At 57.5% G+C, this 20,229-nt stretch carries 18 protein-coding genes, 1 tRNA gene and 2 pseudogenes; 11 read left to right on the forward strand and 10 right to left on the reverse strand.

All coding sequences use genetic code 11. The annotated features are described in order from the left end of the window. Positions 1 to 10: 10 nt before the first annotated feature. Positions 11 to 943 (reverse strand): aspartate carbamoyltransferase, encoded by a 933-nt coding sequence (gene pyrB, locus K5E19_RS12970; protein WP_089599762.1) that lies wholly within the window; start codon positions 941 to 943, stop codon positions 11 to 13. 34 nt (positions 944 to 977) lie between these two features. Beyond that, positions 978 to 1,082 (reverse strand): pyrBI operon leader peptide, encoded by a 105-nt coding sequence (locus K5E19_RS12975; protein WP_022646880.1) that lies wholly within the window; start codon positions 1,080 to 1,082, stop codon positions 978 to 980. On the opposite strand from K5E19_RS12975, the pseudogene K5E19_RS12980 reads away from it, so the two are divergent. Beyond that, positions 1,062 to 1,179, forward strand: a pseudogene (locus tag K5E19_RS12980) (hypothetical protein). The gene K5E19_RS12975 and the pseudogene K5E19_RS12980 overlap by 21 nt on opposite strands. A gap of 3 nt (positions 1,180 to 1,182) precedes the next feature. Here K5E19_RS12980 and K5E19_RS12985 read toward each other — a convergent pair. From K5E19_RS12985 to arcA, 5 genes are all read right to left on the reverse strand, one after another. Further along, positions 1,183 to 1,662 (reverse strand): arginine repressor, encoded by a 480-nt coding sequence (locus tag K5E19_RS12985; RefSeq protein WP_003863366.1) that lies wholly within the window; start codon positions 1,660 to 1,662, stop codon positions 1,183 to 1,185. Positions 1,663 to 1,742: 80 nt separating this feature from the next. After that, a complete protein-coding gene (locus tag K5E19_RS12990; RefSeq protein WP_100165604.1) occupies positions 1,743 to 3,146 on the reverse strand; it encodes a YfcC family protein in 1,404 nt (467 codons plus the stop codon). 46 nt (positions 3,147 to 3,192) lie between these two features. Continuing rightward, positions 3,193 to 4,197: an ornithine carbamoyltransferase gene (argF, locus tag K5E19_RS12995; protein WP_221551557.1), complete on the reverse strand. Its 1,005-nt coding sequence runs from the start codon at positions 4,195 to 4,197 to the stop codon at positions 3,193 to 3,195. A 27-nt stretch (positions 4,198 to 4,224) separates the two neighbouring features. Further along, positions 4,225 to 5,136, reverse strand: coding sequence for a carbamate kinase (arcC, locus tag K5E19_RS13000; RefSeq protein WP_047740989.1), 912 nt, complete (start codon positions 5,134 to 5,136; stop codon positions 4,225 to 4,227). Between the two features lie 10 nt (positions 5,137 to 5,146). Further along, positions 5,147 to 6,367 carry an arginine deiminase gene (gene arcA / locus K5E19_RS13005; protein ID WP_221551558.1) on the reverse strand — a complete coding sequence of 407 codons (1,221 nt, stop codon included), beginning with the start codon at positions 6,365 to 6,367 and terminating at the stop codon, positions 5,147 to 5,149. 675 nt (positions 6,368 to 7,042) lie between these two features. Between arcA and K5E19_RS13010 the strand changes: the two genes are divergently transcribed. The 5 genes from K5E19_RS13010 (at position 7,043) to K5E19_RS13030 (ending at position 13,859) form a co-directional block, all read left to right on the forward strand. Next, entirely contained in the window at positions 7,043 to 7,495 is a 453-nt protein-coding gene (locus K5E19_RS13010) for a YhcH/YjgK/YiaL family protein (RefSeq protein WP_221551559.1), read from the forward strand. 242 nt (positions 7,496 to 7,737) lie between these two features. Beyond that, the gene (gene yagE, locus K5E19_RS13015; RefSeq protein WP_221551560.1) at positions 7,738 to 8,646 is read left to right on the forward strand and encodes a 2-keto-3-deoxygluconate aldolase; all 909 of its coding nucleotides are present in this window, start codon (positions 7,738 to 7,740) and stop codon (positions 8,644 to 8,646) included. A gap of 14 nt (positions 8,647 to 8,660) precedes the next feature. After that, complete coding sequence (gene yagF, locus K5E19_RS13020; protein ID WP_221551561.1) at positions 8,661 to 10,628, forward strand: xylonate dehydratase YagF; 1,968 nt, start codon at positions 8,661 to 8,663, stop codon at positions 10,626 to 10,628. 226 nt (positions 10,629 to 10,854) lie between these two features. Further along, on the forward strand, positions 10,855 to 12,237 hold the full coding sequence (locus tag K5E19_RS13025; protein WP_221551562.1) for an MFS transporter: 1,383 nt from the start codon (positions 10,855 to 10,857) through the stop codon (positions 12,235 to 12,237). An 11-nt stretch (positions 12,238 to 12,248) separates the two neighbouring features. Next, positions 12,249 to 13,859, forward strand: coding sequence for a glycoside hydrolase family 43 protein (locus tag K5E19_RS13030; protein ID WP_221551563.1), 1,611 nt, complete (start codon positions 12,249 to 12,251; stop codon positions 13,857 to 13,859). A 4-nt stretch (positions 13,860 to 13,863) separates the two neighbouring features. On the opposite strand, the gene xynR is transcribed toward K5E19_RS13030, so the two are convergent. From xynR to argL, 3 genes and pseudogenes are all read right to left on the reverse strand, one after another. Continuing rightward, positions 13,864 to 14,622 carry a DNA-binding transcriptional repressor XynR gene (gene xynR / locus K5E19_RS13035; protein WP_221551565.1) on the reverse strand — a complete coding sequence of 253 codons (759 nt, stop codon included), beginning with the start codon at positions 14,620 to 14,622 and terminating at the stop codon, positions 13,864 to 13,866. 197 nt (positions 14,623 to 14,819) lie between these two features. Then, a complete protein-coding gene (gene argF / locus K5E19_RS13040) occupies positions 14,820 to 15,824 on the reverse strand; it encodes an ornithine carbamoyltransferase (protein WP_221551567.1) in 1,005 nt (334 codons plus the stop codon). Further along, a pseudogene (gene argL, locus K5E19_RS13045) lies at positions 15,797 to 15,889 on the reverse strand (putative translational regulatory protein ArgL); the annotation flags it as partial. The gene argF (K5E19_RS13040) and the pseudogene argL, both read right to left, overlap by 28 nt. Before the next feature lie 99 nt (positions 15,890 to 15,988). Between argL and rraB the strand changes: the two are divergent. The 5 genes from rraB (at position 15,989) to K5E19_RS13070 (ending at position 20,229) form a co-directional block, all read left to right on the forward strand. Further along, positions 15,989 to 16,414 carry a ribonuclease E inhibitor RraB gene (rraB, locus tag K5E19_RS13050; protein WP_221551570.1) on the forward strand — a complete coding sequence of 142 codons (426 nt, stop codon included), beginning with the start codon at positions 15,989 to 15,991 and terminating at the stop codon, positions 16,412 to 16,414. A 46-nt stretch (positions 16,415 to 16,460) separates the two neighbouring features. Continuing rightward, the gene (gene miaE, locus K5E19_RS13055; RefSeq protein WP_221551571.1) at positions 16,461 to 17,219 is read left to right on the forward strand and encodes a tRNA isopentenyl-2-thiomethyl-A-37 hydroxylase MiaE; all 759 of its coding nucleotides are present in this window, start codon (positions 16,461 to 16,463) and stop codon (positions 17,217 to 17,219) included. A gap of 30 nt (positions 17,220 to 17,249) precedes the next feature. After that, positions 17,250 to 17,972 (forward strand): topoisomerase II, encoded by a 723-nt coding sequence (locus K5E19_RS13060; RefSeq protein WP_221551572.1) that lies wholly within the window; start codon positions 17,250 to 17,252, stop codon positions 17,970 to 17,972. A gap of 106 nt (positions 17,973 to 18,078) precedes the next feature. Then, a tRNA-Leu gene (locus K5E19_RS13065) sits at positions 18,079 to 18,163 on the forward strand. 380 nt (positions 18,164 to 18,543) lie between these two features. Further along, on the forward strand, positions 18,544 to 20,229 hold the full coding sequence (locus K5E19_RS13070) for a hypothetical protein (RefSeq protein ID WP_221551573.1): 1,686 nt from the start codon (positions 18,544 to 18,546) through the stop codon (positions 20,227 to 20,229).

A 20,229-nucleotide genomic window follows, 5' to 3' on the forward strand; every position in this document is an offset into this window, starting at 1 on the left:
TCGTTTCCCCTTACAGTGCCAATTCGCGATTCAGAACCAGTGCCAGTAACGCCTGGCGGGCGAAGATGCCGTTTCCGGCCTGCTGGAAGTACCAGGCGTGCGGCGTTTTATCCACGTCTGTGGTGATCTCATCGATGCGCGGCAGCGGGTGCAGCACCTTCATGTTGTCGCGCGCGCCCTCGAGGTCGCTGGCACGCAGCACGAACTGCGCCTTCACGTTGGCGTATTCGGACGGGTCCAGACGCTCTTTCTGCACGCGGGTCATGTAGAGAATATCCACGTTGCCCATCACCTCTTCGATGCTGGCGTGCAGGCTCCACTGAATGCCTTTCTCATCCAGCATGTCGAGAATGTACTGCGGCATCGCCAGCGCGTCAGGCGCAATGAAGAAGAAGCGGTTGCCGTTAAATTTCGCCAGCGCCTGGGTAAGGGAGTGGACGGTGCGGCCATATTTCAGGTCGCCAACCATGGCGATATTCAGGTTCTCGAGCGTGCCCTGCGTCTCCTGAATGGTGAACAGATCCAGCAGGGTCTGCGTCGGGTGCTGGTTGGCACCGTCACCGGCGTTCAGTACCGGAATGCCGCCGGAAAACTCGGTCGCCAGACGCGCTGCGCCCTCCTGTGGGTGACGCATCACAATTGCGTCGACGTAGGTGCTAATCACTGAAATGGTATCCGCCAGGGTCTCGCCTTTTTTACCCAGCGACGTGTTGCTGCTGTCCGAGAAGCCCACCACGCTCGCGCCCAGGCGGTGCATGGAGGTTTCAAAGGAGAGGCGCGTGCGGGTCGAGGCTTCGAAGAAGCAGCTCGCAATCACCTTGTGCTTCAGCAGCTCCGGTTGCGGATTGGCCTTCAGTTTTGCCGCGGTTTCCAGAACCAGTTCCAGCTCTTCGCGGCTGAGGTCGTTTATGGAAATGATGTGTTTTTGATAAAGCGGATTCATGTTTATCTCCTGACGCCGGGCAAAAAAAAGCCCCTCAAATGAGGGGCTCTGGGAATAGGTTTAGCAACGGGAAGAAAAACGGCAGGCCAGCGTCTGATTTCAGACGCGGTAAGACGTTATGTCGTACACGCTTGACCATGCTTCCTCCCGGCAAATTGTCGGGCATTATACGCAGCTCGCTTTGCGGATCAAGCGATTTAATGCACGCTTTACTCAATGCAAACGGTTCTTTATGAATATTAATGCGTTCTGAGTAAATAATTAATTTGCTTATGCACCAGCGCGGTGCGCTTCACGACGCGAGGGGCGACCCAGACGATACTGCTTCCGGCCACCACGCCTAAAATTTCCGGTAACTGGTGATAATCCAGAATACGCGCCACCGCGCGGCCATATCCGGCGACGGTATGGATAAGGATAAATTCGCTATTGTGCTCCACGCTGACCACCATTTCGGAGACGGTGCGCGCGGCATCGGGGGCAGGGCGCAGCTGGGGATTCAGCGAATAAATTTTTAGCCCTTTGGCATTTCGAATTTTTATGACACCAAGCAACTTGAGCAGACGTGAAACGGTGGACTGGCTGATGGTCTCAAAACCCCGCTCCTGCAAATCGCGGCGGATCTCCTCCTGAGAAAGATAGCTCTTTTCCGCGATCAGACGCTGGCATACCGTTAGCTGTAGTTGCTCTTTGGGAGAGTACTCTTCGTAATCCATCATAGTTCCCATATCAGTTCCCGAAATAACCGGTGGCACTGCACCGATCCGTAGGCCGGATAAGCGCAGCGCCATCCGGCAAATCACAACATGGCACCCAGGCTTAACGCCACCATAATCACCACCGTTAAAATCCCCAGCAGCGGCGCGACCCATTTCAGATAACGCACGTAAGGCACGCGGGCGATAGCCAGCCCGCCCATCACGACGGCAGAGGTGGGAGTGACCAGGTTAACGATGCCGGACGCCGACTGGTAAGCCGTGACCACCAGGTCGCGGTTGACGTTAGCGAAATCGGCAAGGGGTGCCATGATCGGCATCGTCAGAACGGCCAGGCCGGACGAAGAAGGCACAAGAAACGACAGCACCACTTCCAGCCAGTACATCACGTTGATGAACGCCACCGTCGACAACCCGGTAACCATCCCCTCGGCGCTGTGCAAAATGGTGTGGGTAATCATGCCCTTATCCATGATGACTACGATACCGCGCGCGATGCCGATAATCAGCGCGACGCCCAGCAAATCTCGCGCGCCGTTAATAAACGTCGAGGTCAGCTCCTCTTCGCTCATGCGGGCAATCAGGCCGACGATTATCGCGCTGGCGAGAAACACCGCCGAGATCTCCGCCATCCACCAGCCCAGCACCGCCACGCCGTAGATCATCACCGCGAAGGCGAGGGCGAAAATCACCAGGATGATTTTGCGCACCGGGGTAAATTCCAGCGACTGCTCACCTTTGTTCCCGAGGAAATGGGCGCGGTTCTCCTCCTGTTTATCCGCCACGATCGACAGCGACGGATCCTGGCGCACCTTGCGGGCATAGCGCATCACCCACGCCACGCAGATGATCCAGCCGATGACCAGCAGCGCCACGCGCAGGGCGATACCGTTGGTGAAGGGGATCCCGGCAGCGTTGGCGGCGATCACCGTGGCGAACGGGTTGATGGTGGAGCCGAGCGTGCCGATCCCCGCCCCGAGCAGCACGGTGGAGGCCGCAACCACCGGATCGAACCGGGCGGCAAGCATCACCGGCACCAGCAGGGTGTAGAACGGCAGCGACTCTTCGGCCATGCCGTAAATCGTGCCGCCTGCGGCAAACAGCGCCATCAGGATCGGGATCATCCACTCCTCGCGTCCGCGCAGCCGGGTGGTGACACGCTCGATCCCGGCGTCAATTGCCCCGGTTTTGGTGACGATCCCGAGAAATCCCCCGATGATCAGGATAAACAGCGCCACGTCGATCGCCCCGGCCTGTCCGGATTCCGGATCGTACAGCCCGGCAATCGGCGCCATCAGCACCGAAACCAGCCCCTGCGGATGCGCCGCCACGTGCGCGTAGGTCCCGGCAACCGGGACTTCTTTACCGAGCGCCTCGTTCATTGCCATATGGTACTGCCCGGCCGGTACAACCCACGTCAGCACGGCAACCACGGCAATCAGAAAAAAGAGAATGGTGTAAGCGGAGGGAAACTTGAACTTGCCCATGATGTTCTCCTGAACCCGGCGCACCCCACGGCGCGCCGGGCGGTGATTAGTCGCCGAGTGTCGCCACCATGACCGCTTTAATGGTGTGCATGCGGTTCTCTGCTTCGTCGAAGACGATGGAGTTCGGTGATTCGAAGACCTCTTCCGTCACCTCCAGCCCCTTCAGGCCGTACGCCATCTCGATCTCGCGGCCCACTTTGGTGTGCTCGTTGTGGAACGCCGGCAGGCAGTGCATGAACTTGACGTTCGGGTTGCCGGTGGCTTTCATCACGTCTGCGTTAATCTGATACGGCTTCATCAGGCTGACGCGCTCGGCCCAGGCCTCCTTCGGCTCGCCCATGGAGACCCACACGTCGGTGTAGAGGAAATCGGTCCCCTGCACGCCTTCTTCCACGTCGTCGGTGAGGGTGATGCGCGCGCCCGTCTCTTTGGCGATGGCGCGGCACTGCTCAACCAGCCCGGCTTCCGGCCAGAAGGATTTCGGCGCGACGAGGCGGATATCCATCCCCATCTTGGCCGCGCCGACCATCAGCGAGTTGCCCATGTTGTTACGCGCGTCGCCGAGATAGGCAAAGCTCAGCTCCGGCAGGGTTTTGCCCGGCGCGTGCTCCAGCATGGTCATCAGGTCAGCGAGGATTTGCGTAGGGTGGAACTCGTCGGTCAGACCGTTCCACACCGGCACGCCCGCGTATTCGCCCAGCTCTTCGACGATGGCCTGCCCGTAGCCGCGGTATTCGATGCCGTCATACATGCGGCCCAGCACGCGGGCGGTGTCCTTCATCGACTCTTTATGGCCGATCTGCGAGCCGCTTGGGCCGAGGTAGGTGACCTGCGCGCCCTGGTCGAACGCGCCCACTTCAAAGGCGCAGCGGGTGCGGGTGGAGGTTTTTTCAAAGATCAGGGCGATGTTTTTCCCGACCAGGGTTTGCTTTTCGCGCCCGGCTTTTTTGGCGGCCTTCAGGTCAATGGCGAGGTCGATCAGGTACTGGATCTCCGCCGGGGTGTAGTCCAGCAGTTTCAGGAAGTTGCGGTTTTTCAGGTTGATGGTCATGTGGGAAATCCTTTTTAAAATGATTGTTCAGTTACGAATCAACGTGCCTTTCTCGCCCGCCAGGATCTCCGCGCCGTCATTCAGCGCGCCGATCCCGGCAATGCCGTTGCAGGCTTCAACAAACTCGCGGCAGGCGGCCACTTTTGGCCCCATCGATCCGGCGTCGAACTGCATGCCTCTGAGCAGCTCCGGCGTGACCTGCGCCAGCGGGCGCTGGGTCGGCTTGCCCCAGTCGAGGTACACCGCGTCGGCATCGGTCAGGATCAGCAGGGCGTCGGCCTCGATCTGCCTCGCCAGCAGGGCGGCGGAGAGGTCTTTGTCGATCACCGCCTCAATCCCGCGGTAGCCGTTGGCGTTTTCCACCACCGGCACGCCGCCGCCGCCGTTGCAGATCACCAGGTGGTCACGCTGAATCAGCGCCGTGATGGCGTCGCTCTCGACGATGCGCTTCGGCTGCGGCGACGGCACCACGCGGCGGACGTAGCTCCCGTCGGCCTTGAACACCCAGCCTTTTTCCGCAGCCAGCGCTTTCGCCTGGGCTTCGCTGTACACCGGGCCGATGTACTTGGTCGGGTTGCTGAAGGCCGGGTCGGCGGCGTCCACTTCCACCTGCGTGAGCAGGACGCTCACCTCGCGCTGCGGCAGATTGTTTTTCAACGCCTGCTGAAGCATGTAGCCGATCATTCCCTGGCTTTCGGCGCCGAGAACGTCCAGCGGGTAGGGCGTCACTTTGTCGTAGGCGCTGTTCTGCAGCGCCAGCAGCCCGACCTGCGGCCCGTTGCCGTGCACCAGCACCACGCGCCACTGTTCCGTCAGCCCGGCGATGGTGCGGGCGGCCTGCTCGATGTTCTGGCGCTGGATCTCTGCTTCCAGCGGCTCGCCGCGCTTGAGCAGCGCGTTGCCGCCAAGGGCCACAACCAGAGTGGGTTTTCGTTCCATGATGGCTCCTTTAAATTCCGTCGCGTTCAAGCGGGCAGCTCATGCAGCGCGCGCCGCCGCGGCCGCGTCCGAGTTCGTCGCCAGGGATGGGCAGCACGGTGATGCCCGCTTTGTCGTACTTTTCATTGGTCCAGACGTTGCGCTCGTAGCCGATCACTACGCCCGGGCGGATGGTCAGCACGTTGTTGGCGTCGTTCCACTGCTCGCGTTCGGCTTCAAAGGCGTCGCCGCCGGTGGTGATCAGGCGCACCTGGTTAATGCCGAGCGCTTTCTCGATGGCGTGCAGCAGGTCGGTTTCCTGCGTGCGCAGCAGGCCGCCGCGTCCGTCCGGGGTGAGCGTCCAGCACTGGGCGTCCTTGCGCACCACTTCCGGGTAGACGGAGAAGGTGTCCACGTCGATGTGGGTCATGACGGTGTCGAGGTGCATGCAGGAGCGGTGTTTCGGCAGCTCAACGGCGATCACGCGCTCGGCCTGGCGGTGTTTGAACAGGCTGTTGGCGAGGAACTCCACGCCCTGCGGCGTCGTGCGCTCGGACATGCCGATCAGCACCGCGCCGCGGCCAATAACCAGTACGTCGCCGCCTTCTAAGGTGGCGTGGTCGTAATTAATATTCTCGTCGCCGAAATACTTAATAAAATCGCCGTCGGCAAACGACGGGTGCCAGCGATATATTGCCCGCAGGTTATTGGTTTCACGCTGACGGGCCGGTTTCGCCATTGGGTTAATAGAGACGCCGTTATAAATCCAGCACGAGGTATCGCGGGTAAATAAATGGTTCGGCAGCGGCTTCATAATAAAATCATTCGCCGTGTGGGTATCGACGACCATATTTTTAATGGCCGCCGGAATTTCGCCGTAGGTTAATCCGCCGCTCAGCCTGCGCGCCAGTTCACGGTGCGGCATATCCGCCAGCCAGCCGCGCACGTCGCCGGCAAAGGTTGGGCCGAGGCGGTAGTCGGAGATTTGCGTATCCAGCAGCCAGGCTTTCGCTTCTGCAATATCAAGGGTTTGTGTCAGAAGGTCGGTCAACAACAGGACTTCAACACCCTGCTCGCGCAGCGTGTTGGCGAAGATGTCATGCTCCTCACCCGCCCGCTCAACCGAGAGCACGTCATCGAAAAGCAGCTCCTGACAATTCGATGGCGTTAAACGTTTCAGACTTAAATTTGGGCGGTGCAGCATAACGCTACGCAATTGACCAATTTCAGAACCGACGTAATGCTTTTCCATAATTATTCCTTTAACTGTTTTTCAGAATAAAAAGGGCATGCGCCATGTGATGTAATTAATTTCATGGCGGCTAAGCTCAATTGATTTCGTGATTCATACTAGGCAGTTAAATAATCCTTATTGTGATGTTGCTCACGCGCAATCGGATATTAAGGGTTTTGTTTTCATTTGCATGATTCGCATCAGATAATGATTAATTTCATATTATTGAAGGGTGAATAGCTAAGCAGGATCCGGTGGCATTATTTGAGGTTGTTATTATTTTGTAGATTTTAATCTTTTGATACATTCCGTTATGTTGCTGATTTTTAATGTTTAATTATTCCTGTAGGAATGGCTATGCAATTAACGTAATTAACTATTTTTGACTTAAGAAAAATCCTTAAATAATTATGGCTTTTTTGAGCACATTATCAGAACGGTAAAGTGTGAGGTGACAACGAGTTTTGTTAATTAACCTGATTGATCAGAGGGTTAGTTCAGCCGTGCGATATGCACTTGCCAATGTTATGCATAACCCCTGCATAAATGCCTGAGCAGGATTAACAGCAAATTAACACCATTCCCGATAAACATGCGCTCGCGCAAATCTCAACGAAAAAGGGCTGGTATGGCAGCGGGGATTCTCGTATAAAAGATAAAAATGAAACATTGTTTTATATTGAGGATTGAAACATGATTATCGGCAACATCCACCATTTGCAGTCCTGGCTGCCTGATGAGTTGCGCCAGGCGATTGAGCACGTTAAAGCTCACGTCACCGACGCCACGCCGCTCGGGAAACACGACATCAACGGCAACAGCCTGTTTTATCTGGTCTCGGAAGACACGACCCAGCCGTTCGCCGAGCGCCGCGCCGAGTACCACGCGCGCTATCTGGATATCCAGATTATTATGAAGGGCCAGGAGGGGATGACCTTCAGCACCCTGCCGCACGGCACGCCGGACACCGACTGGCTGGCGGACAAAGACATCGCGTTCCTGCCGGAAGGCGAGCAGGAGAAAACCGTGGTGCTGAGCGAAGGGGATTTTGTGGTGTTCTGGCCGGGCGAAGTGCATAAGCCGCTGTGCGCGGTTGGGGCGCCTGCTAAGGTCAGGAAAGTGGTTGTTAAAATGTTAGTGGAGTAACCCTTACCCCTCACCCTAACCCTCTCCCCAAAAGGGAGAGGGAACTGCACCGAGCCATCTTTTCCCCCTCGCCCCTTTGGGGAGAGGGCCGGGGTGAGGGGCAATATGTGATCCAGCTTAAATTTCCCGCACTCCCTCTTCCCTTCCCATTTACCTCTCCTTTTTCTGCGTCATAGTATGATCGTTAAATAAACGAACGCTGTTCTATAATGTAGAACAAAATGATTCAGCAAGGAGATCTCATGCCGCAGTCCGCGTTGTTCACGGGAATCATTCCCCCTGTCTCCACCATTTTTACCGCCGACGGCCAGCTCGATAAGCCGGGTACCGCCGCGCTGATCGACGATCTCATCAAAGCAGGCGTCGACGGCCTGTTCTTCCTGGGCAGCGGCGGCGAGTTCTCCCAGCTCGGCGCCGAAGAGCGTAAAGCCATTGCCCGCTTTGCTATCGATCATGTCGATCGTCGCGTGCCGGTCCTGATCGGCACCGGCGGCACCAACGCCAGGGAAACCATCGAACTCAGCCAGCACGCGCAGCAGGCGGGCGCGGACGGCATCGTGGTGATCAACCCCTACTACTGGAAAGTGTCGGAAGCGAACCTGATCCGCTATTTCGAGCAGGTGGCCGACAGCGTCACGCTGCCGGTGATGCTCTATAACTTCCCGGCGCTGACCGGGCAGGATCTGACTCCGGCGCTGGTGAAAACCCTCGCCGACTCGCGCAGCAATATTATCGGCATCAAAGACACCATCGATTCCGTCGCCCACCTGCGCAGCATGATCCACACCGTCAAAGCGGCGCATCCGCACTTCACCGTGCTCTGCGGCTACGACGATCATCTGTTCAATACCCTGCTGCTCGGCGGCGACGGGGCGATATCGGCGAGCGGCAACTTTGCCCCGCAGGTGTCGGTGAATCTTCTGAAAGCCTGGCGCGACGGGGACGTGGCGAAAGCGGCCGGGTATCATCAGACCTTGCTGCAAATTCCGCAGATGTATCAGCTGGATACGCCGTTTGTGAACGTGATTAAAGAGGCGATCGTGCTCTGCGGTCGCCCTGTCTCCACGCACGTGCTGCCGCCCGCCTCACCGCTGGACGAGCCGCGCAAGGCGCAGCTGAAAACCCTGCTGCAACAGCTCAAGCTCTGCTGAGCCGGACGATAACGATGACCATTGAGAAAATTTTCACCCCACAGGACGACGCGTTTTATGCGGTGATCACCCACGCGGCGGGGCCGCAGGGTGCGCTGCCGCTGACCCCGCAGATGCTGATGGAATCCCCCAGCGGCAACCTGTTCGGCATGACGCAGAACGCCGGGATGGGCTGGGACGCCAACAAGCTCACCGGCAAAGAGGTGCTGATCATCGGCACTCAGGGCGGCATCCGCGCCGGAGACGGACGCCCAATCGCGCTGGGCTACCACACCGGGCACTGGGAGATCGGCATGCAGATGCAGGCGGCGGCGAAGGAGATCACCCGCAATGGCGGGATCCCGTTTGCGGCTTTCGTCAGCGATCCGTGCGACGGGCGCTCGCAGGGCACGCACGGTATGTTCGATTCCCTGCCGTACCGCAACGACGCGGCGATCGTGTTTCGCCGCCTGATCCGCTCCCTGCCGACGCGGCGGGCGGTGATCGGCGTAGCGACCTGCGATAAAGGGCTGCCCGCCACCATGATTGCGCTGGCCGCGATGCACGACCTGCCGACTATTCTGGTGCCGGGCGGGGCGACGCTGCCGCCGACCGTCGGGGAAGACGCGGGCAAGGTGCAGACCATCGGCGCGCGCTTCGCCAACCACGAACTCTCCCTGCAGGAGGCCGCCGAGCTGGGCTGCCGCGCCTGCGCCTCGCCGGGCGGCGGGTGTCAGTTCCTCGGCACGGCGGGCACCTCGCAGGTGGTCGCGGAAGCGCTGGGTCTGGCGCTGCCGCACTCCGCGCTGGCGCCGTCCGGGCAGGCGGTGTGGCTGGAGATCGCCCGCCAGTCGGCGCGCGCGGTGAGCGAGCTGGATAGCCGCGGCATCACCACGCGGGATATCCTCACCGATAAAGCCATCGAAAACGCGATGGTGATCCACGCGGCGTTCGGCGGCTCCACCAATTTACTGCTGCACATTCCGGCCATCGCCCACGCGGCGGGCTGCACGATCCCGGACGTTGAGCACTGGACGCGCATCAACCGTAAAGTGCCGCGTCTGGTCAGCGTGCTGCCCAACGGCCCGGACTATCACCCGACCGTCCGCGCCTTCCTCGCGGGTGGCGTGCCGGAGGTGATGCTCCACCTGCGCGACCTCGGCCTGCTGCATCTGGACGCCATGACCGTGACCGGCCAGACGGTGGGCGAGAATCTCGACTGGTGGCAGGCGTCCGAGCGCCGGGCGCGCTTCCGCCAGTGCCTGCGCGAGCAGGACGGCGTAGAGCCGGATGACGTGATCCTGCCGCCGGAGAAGGCAAAAGCGAAAGGGCTGACCTCGACGGTCTGCTTCCCGACGGGCAACATAGCGCCCGAAGGATCGGTGATCAAGGCCACGGCGATCGACCCGTCGGTGGTGGGTGAAGATGGCGTGTACCGCCACACCGGCCGGGTGCGGGTGTTTGTCTCGGAAGCGCAGGCGATCAAGGCGATCAAGCGGGAAGAGATTGTGCAGGGCGATATCATGGTGGTGATCGGCGGCGGGCCGTCCGGCACCGGCATGGAAGAGACCTACCAGCTCACCTCCGCGTTAAAGCATATCTCGTGGGGTAAGACGGTGTCGCTCATCACCGATGCGCGCTTCTCGGGCGTGTCGACGGGCGCCTGCTTCGGCCACGTGTCGCCGGAGGCGCTGGCGGGCGGGCCGATTGGCAAGCTGCGCGATAACGACATCATCGAGATTGCCGTGGATCGTCTGACGTTAACTGGCAGCGTGAACTTCATCGGCACCGCGGACAACCCGCTGACGCCGGAAGAGGGCGCGCGCGAGCTGGCGCGGCGGCAGACGCATCCGGATCTGCACGCCCACGATTTTTTGCCGGACGACACCCGGCTGTGGGCGGCACTGCAGTCGGTGAGCGGCGGCACCTGGAAAGGCTGTATTTATGACACCGATAAAATTATTGAGGTAATTAACGCCGGTAAAAAAGCGCTCGGCATTTAATTATTTTCAGAGATAAAACCGTCTGCGGGAAATATTCCGCGGACGGCTTTGTTGTTTCTGAAATTTAGTAATTTAAACAATGAGTTGAGATATATCGTTGGCGTCACAAAAGCAAAATAACGTAATTCGGAAATAAGATATGACCATTGCTGGTTAATTGAACAGCTCATTACACTCCATTAACACGATGTTGTAATTCAGCACACTACATAAGGGTGTAATTCTGATGACGCAATTAACCATGAAAGACAAAATTGGCTACGGGCTGGGTGACACCGCCTGCGGCTTCGTCTGGCAGGCCACGATGTTCCTGCTGGCCTATTTCTACACCGACGTCTTCGGCCTGTCGGCGGGGATTATGGGCACGCTGTTTTTGGTCTCCCGCGTGCTCGACGCCGTCACCGACCCGCTGATGGGGCTGCTGGTAGACCGCACCCGCACGCGGCACGGCCAGTTCCGCCCGTTCCTGCTGTGGGGCGCCATCCCGTTCGGCATCGTCTGCGTGCTGACCTTCTACACACCGGACTTCTCCGCGCAGGGCAAGATCATCTACGCCTGCGTGACCTACATTCTCCTGACCCTGGTCTACACCTTCGTTAACGTGCCGTACTGCGCCATGCCGGGCGTCATCACCGCCGACCCGAAAGAGCGTCACGCCCTGCAGTCCTGGCGCTTCTTCCTGGCGGCGGCGGGCTCGCTCGCTATCAGCGGCATCGCACTGCCGCTGGTAAGCATTATCGGCAAAGGGGACGAGCAGGTGGGCTACTTCGGCGCCATGTGCGTGCTGGGGCTGAGCGGCGTGGTGCTGCTCTACGTCTGCTTCTTCACCACCAAAGAGCGCTATACCTTTGAGGTGCAGCCGGGCTCGTCGGTGGCGAAAGACCTTAAGCTGCTGCTGGGCAACAGCCAGTGGCGCATCATGTGCGCGTTCAAGATGATGGCGACCTGCTCCAACGTGGTGCGCGGCGGGGCGACGCTCTACTTCGTGAAATACGTGATGGATCACCCGGAGATGGCGACCCAGTTCTTACTCTACGGCAGCCTCGCCACCATGTTCGGCTCGCTCTGCTCCTCCCGCCTGCTGGGCCGCTTCGACCGCGTCACCGCCTTCAAGTGGATCATCGTCGCCTACTCGCTGATCAGCCTGCTGATTTTCGTCACCCCGGCGGAGCACATCGCGCTGATTTTTGCCCTCAACATCCTGTTCCTGTTCGTCTTTAACACCACCACGCCGCTGCAGTGGCTGATGGCCTCCGACGTGGTGGATTACGAGGAGAGCCGCAGCGGTCGCCGCCTCGACGGGCTGGTGTTCTCCACCTACCTGTTCAGCCTGAAGATTGGCCTGGCGATTGGCGGGGCGGTGGTGGGCTGGATCCTGGCGTACGTCAACTATTCCGCCAGCAGCAGCGTGCAGCCTGTCGAGGTGCTCACCACCATCAAAATTCTGTTCTGCGTGGTGCCGGTGGTGCTCTACGCGGGCATGTTCATCATGCTGTCGCTCTACAAGCTCACCGACGCCCGCGTGGAGGCCATCAGCCAGCAGCTGATTAAGCACCGCGCGGCGCAGGGCGAGGCCGTTCCCGACGCCGCGACAGCCGCATCCCATTAACCGGAGGCAATATGGAAATCACTAACCCGATACTCACCGGCTTCAACCCGGACCCGTCCCTGTGCCGCCAGGGCGAGGACTACTACATCGCCACCTCGACCTTCGAGTGGTTCCCGGGCGTGCGCATCTACCACTCCCGCGACCTGAAAAACTGGTCGCTGGTCAGCACTCCGTTGGACCGAGTGTCGATGCTGGACATGAAGGGCAACCCGGACTCCGGCGGCATCTGGGCGCCGTGCCTGAGCTACGCCGACGGTAAATTCTGGCTGCTCTACACCGACGTGAAGATTGTCGACTCGCCGTGGAAAAACGGCCGCAACTACCTCGTCACCGCTCCGTCCATCGAGGGGCCGTGGAGTGAGCCAATCCCGATGGGCAACGGCGGGTTTGACCCGTCCCTGTTCCACGACGACGATGGCCGCAAATACTATATCTACCGTCCGTGGGGGCCGCGCCACCACAGCAACCCGCACAACACCATCGTGTTGCAGGCGTTTGACCCGCAGACCGGCACGCTCTCGCCCGAGCGCAAAACGCTGTTTACCGGTACGCCGCTCTGCTACACCGAAGGCGCACACCTGTATCGCCACGCGGGATGGTACTACCTGATGGTGGCCGAAGGCGGCACCAGCTACGAGCACGCGGTTGTGGTGCTGCGTTCCAAAAACATCGACGGGCCGTACGAGCTGCACCCGGACGTAACGATGATGACCAGCTGGCACCTGCCGGAGAACCCGCTGCAGAAGAGCGGTCACGGCTCGCTGCTGGAGACGCATACGGGGGAATGGTACATGGCCTACCTCACCAGCCGCCCGCTGCGCCTGCCCGGCGTGCCGCTGCTGGCCTCCGGCGGACGCGGCTACTGCCCGCTGGGGCGCGAGACCGGCATCGCCCGCATCGAATGGCGCGACGGCTGGCCGTACGTGGAAGGCGGCAAGCACGCGCAGCTGACCGTGAAAGGCCCGCAAGTGGCCGAGCAGCCTGCAGCCGTTCCGGGCAACTGGCGGGACGATTTCGACGCCAGTTCGCTTGACCCGGAGCTGCAGACCCTGCGCATTCCGTTCGACGACACCCTCGGCTCGCTCACCGCGCGCCCGGGCTTCTTACGGCTCTACGGCAACGACTCGCTCAACTCGACCTTTACCCAGTCGACCGTGGCGCGCCGCTGGCAGCACTTTGCCTTCCGGGCAGAAACGCGGATGCAGTTCTCGCCGGTGCACTTCCAGCAGAGCGCGGGGCTGACCTGCTACTACAACAGCAAAAACTGGAGCTACTGCTTTGTGGACTACGAGGAGGGACGGGGCAGAACGATTAAGGTGATCCAGCTCGACCACAACGTGCCGTCGTGGCCGTTGCACGAGCAGCCCATTCCGGTGCCGGAACATGCGGAGAGCGTCTGGCTGCGGGTGGACGTGGATACGCTGGTCTATCGCTACAGCTACTCGTTCGACGGCGAGACGTGGCACGCCGTGCCGGTCACGTATGAGGCGTGGAAGCTGTCGGACGACTACATCGGCGGGCGCGGCTTCTTCACCGGCGCGTTTGTGGGGCTGCACTGCGAGGACATCAGTGGCGACGGCTGCCACGCAGACTTCGACTACTTCACCTACGAGCCGGTCTAACGGCTCAGGCCGGGTAGCCCAGCGCGCGTGACAGCGCGAGCCCGGCCTGCTGAAGCTGCTCGCGGAAATTAGCCAGCTCTGCGTCGTCAACGCGGGAGGTCAGCGTCGACAGGCTCAGGGCGGCGATGACGCGGGACTCGTGGTTCCACACCGGCACCGCCACGCAGCGCACGCCCTGCTCGTTCTCTTCGCTGTCCAGGGCGTAGCCCTGCTCGCGGATCTGCGTCAGGGCGCTCATTAAGGCTTCGCGAGACGCGAGGGTAGCGGGCGTAAAGGTGGTGTACTGATAGCCTTCCAGCAGGGCGTTCAGCTCGGCCTCGCCCAGCCAGGCAATCAGCACCTTGCCGATAGCGGTGGCGTGAACCGGCAGGCGGCGGCCGATGCGCGAATAGGCGATGGCGGCCAGCTTGCCTTCAATCTTCTCGATATAGACCCCTTCACGCCCGTCCAGGATCCCCAGATGGGTGGTCTGCCCGGTACGTTGGGACAGCTCCGTCAGCCAGCCTTTCGCCTTCTGACGAATATCGATGGAGCCGACGACAAAATGACCGCGCTCGACCAGCTTCATGCCGAGGCGATATTTACCGTTTTCCGGGTTCTGATCGATATAGCCGTGAAGCTGCAGGGTTTTCAGCAGCGAGTGGAGGGTACTCTTGCTCAGCCCCATCAGTTTGCTGATGTCGGTGATCTTAAGCTCGGTGGCCTGCTCGTTGAACAGGTCGAGGATCTGCAACGCACGTTCAACAGACTGAATAATCGGCATAATGCTGGCATGTCCACGCTGGAATTAAGGCGAAAACGTACCTTTTTCGGGGTGAAAAATCAATGAAATGGAGCCGGTTTGCTCCCTCTCCCCGTGCAAGGTAAAAGCAAAAACGACAACCCTGTTGTCGTTTTTTAGTGTTTTCCCCCTCTCCCCGTGGGAGAGGGCCGGGGTGAGGGCACCAGCGCGCAGAGGACTCAACACCCAAGCGTCGCCACCATCACCGCCTTAATCGTATGCATCCGGTTTTCCGCCTGGTCGAACACGATGCTCGCCGCCGACTCAAACACCTCGTCTGTCACTTCCATCCCGCCGTGCAGATCGAACTCCTTCGCCATCTGCTTGCCGAGCGTGGTCTGGTCGTCATGGAACGCCGGCAGACAGTGCAGGAACTTCACGTTCGGGTTGCCGGTCTGCGCCATCATCTGGGCATTAACCTGATACCCGCGCAGCAGCGCAATCCGCTCCGCCCACTTCTCTTTGGCTTCGCCCATCGACACCCACACGTCGGTATAGATAAAGTCCGCGCCCTTCACGCCCGCCGCCACGTCTTCCGTCAGCGTGATCTTCCCGCCGTGCTTCTCCGCCAGCGCGCTACACTCCGCCACCAGGCTCTCTTCCGGCCAGCAGGCTTTCGGGGCCACCAGGCGCAGATCCAGCCCGGTCAGCGCCGCCGCTTCCAGCATCGAGTTGCCCATGTTGTTGCGCGCGTCGCCCGCGTAGACCAGCGTCATCTCGTTAAACGCCTTGCCCGGCAGGTGCTCCTGCATGGTCAGCAGGTCCGCCAGTAGCTGGGTCGGGTGGAACTCGTTGGTCAGCCCGTTCCACACCGGCACGCCCGCGTACTGCGCCAGCGTTTCGACCACTTCCTGGCCGTGGCCGCGATACTGAATGCCGTCGTACATCCGCCCGAGAACGCGCGCGGTGTCCTTAATTGACTCTTTATGCCCAATCTGGCTGCCGCTCGGCCCTAAATAGGTGACGCGCGCGCCCTGGTCAAATGCGGCAACTTCGAAAGAGCAACGTGTACGGGTCGAGTCTTTTTCGAAGATGAGCGCGATGTTTTTACCGGTAAGCTTCTGTACTTCCTTGCCATTTTTTTTATCGGCTTTGAGCTGTGCGGCAAGGGTAAGCAGAGAAGTGAACTGTGCAGGGGTAAAGTCGAGCAGTTTAAGAAAGTGTTTCTTGTATAAATCGGACATTTTATCCTCGCATGGCGAACGCCACTTATTGAATTAAAATTCACTTTATATGTGTAATTATTCATTTGCAACCCCGTTTCACAATTCTTTCTTACAAAGGTGGAGGCAAACCCGTCCGTGTGTGAAAATAGAAGTATCTGCCGCACTTTAAAGAGGATTGAGCCATGGCAAACCCGGAACACCTGGAAGAGCAACGCGAAGAGACGCGTCTGATTATTGAAGAACTGCTGGAAGACGGTAGCGATCCGGACGCGCTGTACACCATCGAGCACCATTTCTCTGCGGATGATTTCGACGCGCTGGAAAAATTGGCCGTGGAAGCCTTCAAGCTGGGTTACGAAGTGACCGAGCCGGAAGAGCTGGAAGTGGAAGAGGGCGACACCGTCATCTGCTGCGACATCCTGAGCGAAGGCGCGCTGAAGGCGGAGCTGATCGACGCGCAGGTAGAACAGCTGATGAACCTGGCCGAGAAGTTTGAAGTGGAATACGACGGCTGGGGAACCTACTTCGAAGATCCGAACGGTGAACACGGCGAAGAAGGCGACGACGAAGATTACGTCGACGAAGACGACGACGGCGTGCGTCACTAAGCGTTTCAGGCGGTGGCGCGCGCCACCGCTTTTTCAAGGCAGAACCATGGATTACCCGCAGATACTCGCCCCCGTACTCAACTTCCTCCAGTGCCCGACCCCGCAAGCATGGATTGATAAAGCCCGCGACCCGGCGAACCTGCCGCTGCTGCTCACCGACCACATGGTGTGCGAGCTCAAGGCCGCCCAGACCGCGCTGCTGCTGGTGCGCAAATACGTCGCCGACGAAAGCGGTGCCGACGCGCTGCTCGACTGGCTCAAACCCTACGAACAGTTCACCTTCCGCGACGGCCCGGAGCCGGACTTCATCGCCCTGCACAGGCAGATTGGCAAAAGCGTGATGCCCAAAACCGACGATCAGTGGGGCCAGGCGCTCATCGACAGCATGGTGCTGCTGATTAAAGAGGAGCTGCACCACTTCTGGCAGGTACGCGAGGCGATGCTGGCCCGCGACATTCCGTACGTCAAAATCACCGCCAGCCGCTACGCCAAAGGGATGCTGAAGGACGTGCGCACCCACGAACCGCTGACGCTGATCGACAAGCTCATCTGCGGCGCCTACATCGAAGCCCGCTCCTGCGAACGCTTCGCCGCGCTGGCCCCGTTCCTCGACGACGACCTGCAGAAGTTCTATCTCTCGCTGCTGCGCTCGGAAGCGCGCCATTATCAGGACTACCTGACGCTTGCCCGGCAGGTGAGCGACGACGATATCTCACCGCGCATACAGCATTTTGGCGAAATTGAAGCCACACTTATCTCGACACCGGACAACGAGTTTCGCTTCCACAGCGGCGTGCCGGTGTAAACCGGCACAACTCAAGGATAAGGATGCGAGATGAATAAAACGTGGACCCGTACTGTGATTGTCGTCATTGCCGCCGCCGCCGTGGCGTTCTGGGTGTTTTTCGACAGGCAGCGCGCCCCGGAACGGCAGATGGATAACGCCCTCAACGCGATGCCCGCCTGGCAGGTGATTAAGGAGCAGGAGCCCGCGCTGCATCAGCGCATCCTCGACCAGATGGCCGCCCTGCAAAAAGCGGGCGAGCCGGAGCAGCAGATTATCGACACCATCCAGCCGCAGATCCTGCATCTGCAGATGTCGCGCCTGCAGAACGCCCCGGACGCCAACGTGGTGAACTACATGACCATCAACATGGAGCAGACCGCCGCCATCCAGAAGGTGAGCGACGACGCCTGCTTCCGCTTCCTCTACCCGACGGTGAAGGGCGGCGTGAACCCGATGCGCATGCTGGATAAAGACCTGATGGCGCGGCGCATGCAGGCCGACGCCGACATGATGCGCGCGGCCTACGGCAAAAACCGCCACACCGTGACCCCGGCCGAACGCGAGGCGGCCGTCGAGGACGTGCGGCCGATTATGAAGCAACTAGCCGATAAGTACGGCGAGGACATCCAGCTGCTGCAGATGCCGGAGAAGGCGGCGGGCAAAGAGAAGCTCTCCTGCGATATGGTGCAGGAGATGTGGGCGAAGGTGCTGGCGCTGCCGGAGCAGAAGGCGGCGGGGGTGATTCGTCTGGCGGTGTCTGAACTGGAGTGACGAAGGGCGCTGGTTTTTTGGGCACTTAGCGCGGGTTTAGCGCGTCGTCGCTTGCATGGCGGCGCGCGACAGGTATAATCCACAACGTTTCCGCATCCCCTTCAGTGCCGAAGTGGCGAAATCGGTAGACGCAGTTGATTCAAAATCAACCGTAGAAATACGTGCCGGTTCGAGTCCGGCCTTCGGCACCAAAAAATGCAAATCAAAGTCGCTTAAGGGCGGCTTTTTTTGTGTCTGGAATCCAGTATTTACCTATCTTTCCCGCTATAGTTTCTCTCTCAAGGTCAACCGACATCAACGTACATCTACCAACACATGTTGGTATAGACGATTGGATTTCGGTTCGATTATGCTCGTACCAACAGGGAGCAGGTCCGAACATTTTCCTTAAAATTTGTGGTTAAAATATCATTTAATCAATGTGTTAAACCATTATCTTATGATTCTTTTTATGATAATGTTAGAGTGTCTGAAGGTAAAGAAGCCGTATCTACGGATGGGGAAAACTGCAGATACGCCACCAATCGCAATAAAACTAACTAAAATTTGGCGAGATTTGAGAGGGGTTGTAATGGAAATGTTAAACTTTGAGTATGATGCAGTAATTTTGCATCAAACTGAAAGCAGTAAACCGATTTTATTATTTGGTGCGCCGGCTACTGATATTGAAACTTGGGCTGGAATCCCGCAGAAGAAAACTTTTCAACCAGATGGGGCTGAAAGTTCAGGTTTTCAGCGAGTTGAAAATAAAGCGAGATTAGAGCAAATAAGACGCTTCTATCTTAATGAGAGTAATGTAATTCAAAACAGCTTAATATGTGCATTGCGGGGTATTGAAGGGGGGAGCGTTGCCTTCGAATCTGAGCCGGACTCGATCGTAGGAAAGGTTAAAATTAGTTTTCCTGACCTATATAAAGCAAATTACTTATTTTTATTTTCATTGCTGAGAGATTCTCTTGAGAAACGGCTTGGGAAATATAATCAAGTAATAGATCGCGTATTATTTGAAAAACTTAAAGGTCAACTTTCACAACAAATTCACAGTGATGACGTTGATCATGAACCAGATGATTATTTAGAAACAGAGACTGAAACTGAATCCGTCATTTTAGAAGAGACTCATTTACATGAATTCTTGCGTGATGTTGTTATTAGGCATGAAATTCTTAAAGAAATAGATCCTATTCTCCTGTCCGGTATGGATAGTTTCTTAGGATTTGATCGTGACGCTCTATTATCCTTTCTTTTGCCAGTGACTCTGGTTGATGGTCAACATCGACTCAAAGGAGCAATAATAGCAGCAAAACATCATATTCAAAATGACAAATATGTAGATATGATGGCTGATAAAGTTCTTGCAGGTGAAGAACCTAACAAAGTGGAAAGAGATATCCTTCGTCTTGTATCAAGAAAATTGCCAATTTCATTGCTGATGGATGATGACCCAAAAGAACAAGTTTTTCAATTTGTCGTGATTAATCAAAAAGCTACACCAATTGGAAAATCACTACTTGGAACGATTATTTCAACTTCTTTAACAGATGATGAGATGGGATTAGTCAATAATAGACTGAGGGATTCTGGTATTTTATTGGAAGAGGCGAGAGCTATTACATGGGCAGCTCGTAATCCGGAAAGTCCTTTCTGCGGGCTTGTCGAAAGAGGTATGCAATCTGATAAAAAAGATCTTCTGCAATGGAATGTAATGGGATCTCTTATTCAAATCTTTAGAAATTTAAATGGTGGTAGTTTATTCCATACTAAAGTTGATTATGCTAAAACATGGAGAGACAATTATCTTGCAAACTCAGCACTTGTAGAATCACATAATCGTGAAGATGCTTACGAACAATGGCGGGCATTAGATGGTGTATGGAAAAAGTTTTTTGTAATCTTCTGGTCAAAAATAAGGGATGAATTTGGTGATGTAACAGATAACTCCAGATTCAATTATTGGGGAAATACACGACGTTCAAATTTATTTAATAAAATATCGCTAACCATACTTGCAGCCGACTTTTTTAGATTTCTTTGTATTGCTAAGATAACATTAGATGATGAAGAACAAATTAATGATGTTATAAATAGATGGCTTGAAGGTGTTAATACAAAATATTTCGATCGCGACTGGGAACTTTCTGGTGTTAAAAAGGATTCAACTGGGATAAGAGCTAGATGGTCTGATTTATGGACCGAATATAGGGATAGTCCTGGGCAGTTACCGCAGGTAAGATTTTACAGACAGCCGAAAAAATAA

This window comes from Enterobacter sp. RIT637 (assembly GCF_019718755.1).
Classification (GTDB): domain Bacteria; phylum Pseudomonadota; class Gammaproteobacteria; order Enterobacterales; family Enterobacteriaceae; genus Enterobacter.

Excerpts from the sequence above, each read along its gene's own strand:
- pyrB (WP_089599762.1), bottom strand. The coding sequence starts at position 943 with ATGAATCCGCTTTATCAAAAACACATCATTTCCATAAACGACCTCAGC.
- K5E19_RS12975 (WP_022646880.1), bottom strand. The coding sequence starts at position 1,082 with ATGGTCAAGCGTGTACGACATAACGTCTTACCGCGTCTGAAATCAGAC.
- K5E19_RS12985 (WP_003863366.1), bottom strand. The coding sequence starts at position 1,662 with ATGATGGATTACGAAGAGTACTCTCCCAAAGAGCAACTACAGCTAACG.
- K5E19_RS12990 (WP_100165604.1), bottom strand. The coding sequence starts at position 3,146 with ATGGGCAAGTTCAAGTTTCCCTCCGCTTACACCATTCTCTTTTTTCTG.
- argF (WP_221551557.1), bottom strand. The coding sequence starts at position 4,197 with ATGACCATCAACCTGAAAAACCGCAACTTCCTGAAACTGCTGGACTAC.
- arcC (WP_047740989.1), bottom strand. The coding sequence starts at position 5,136 with ATGGAACGAAAACCCACTCTGGTTGTGGCCCTTGGCGGCAACGCGCTG.
- arcA (WP_221551558.1), bottom strand. The coding sequence starts at position 6,367 with ATGGAAAAGCATTACGTCGGTTCTGAAATTGGTCAATTGCGTAGCGTT.
- K5E19_RS13010 (WP_221551559.1), top strand. The coding sequence starts at position 7,043 with ATGATTATCGGCAACATCCACCATTTGCAGTCCTGGCTGCCTGATGAG.
- yagE (WP_221551560.1), top strand. The coding sequence starts at position 7,738 with ATGCCGCAGTCCGCGTTGTTCACGGGAATCATTCCCCCTGTCTCCACC.
- yagF (WP_221551561.1), top strand. The coding sequence starts at position 8,661 with ATGACCATTGAGAAAATTTTCACCCCACAGGACGACGCGTTTTATGCG.
- K5E19_RS13025 (WP_221551562.1), top strand. The coding sequence starts at position 10,855 with ATGACGCAATTAACCATGAAAGACAAAATTGGCTACGGGCTGGGTGAC.
- K5E19_RS13030 (WP_221551563.1), top strand. The coding sequence starts at position 12,249 with ATGGAAATCACTAACCCGATACTCACCGGCTTCAACCCGGACCCGTCC.
- xynR (WP_221551565.1), bottom strand. The coding sequence starts at position 14,622 with ATGCCGATTATTCAGTCTGTTGAACGTGCGTTGCAGATCCTCGACCTG.
- argF (WP_221551567.1), bottom strand. The coding sequence starts at position 15,824 with ATGTCCGATTTATACAAGAAACACTTTCTTAAACTGCTCGACTTTACC.
- rraB (WP_221551570.1), top strand. The coding sequence starts at position 15,989 with ATGGCAAACCCGGAACACCTGGAAGAGCAACGCGAAGAGACGCGTCTG.
- miaE (WP_221551571.1), top strand. The coding sequence starts at position 16,461 with ATGGATTACCCGCAGATACTCGCCCCCGTACTCAACTTCCTCCAGTGC.
- K5E19_RS13060 (WP_221551572.1), top strand. The coding sequence starts at position 17,250 with ATGAATAAAACGTGGACCCGTACTGTGATTGTCGTCATTGCCGCCGCC.
- K5E19_RS13070 (WP_221551573.1), top strand. The coding sequence starts at position 18,544 with ATGGAAATGTTAAACTTTGAGTATGATGCAGTAATTTTGCATCAAACT.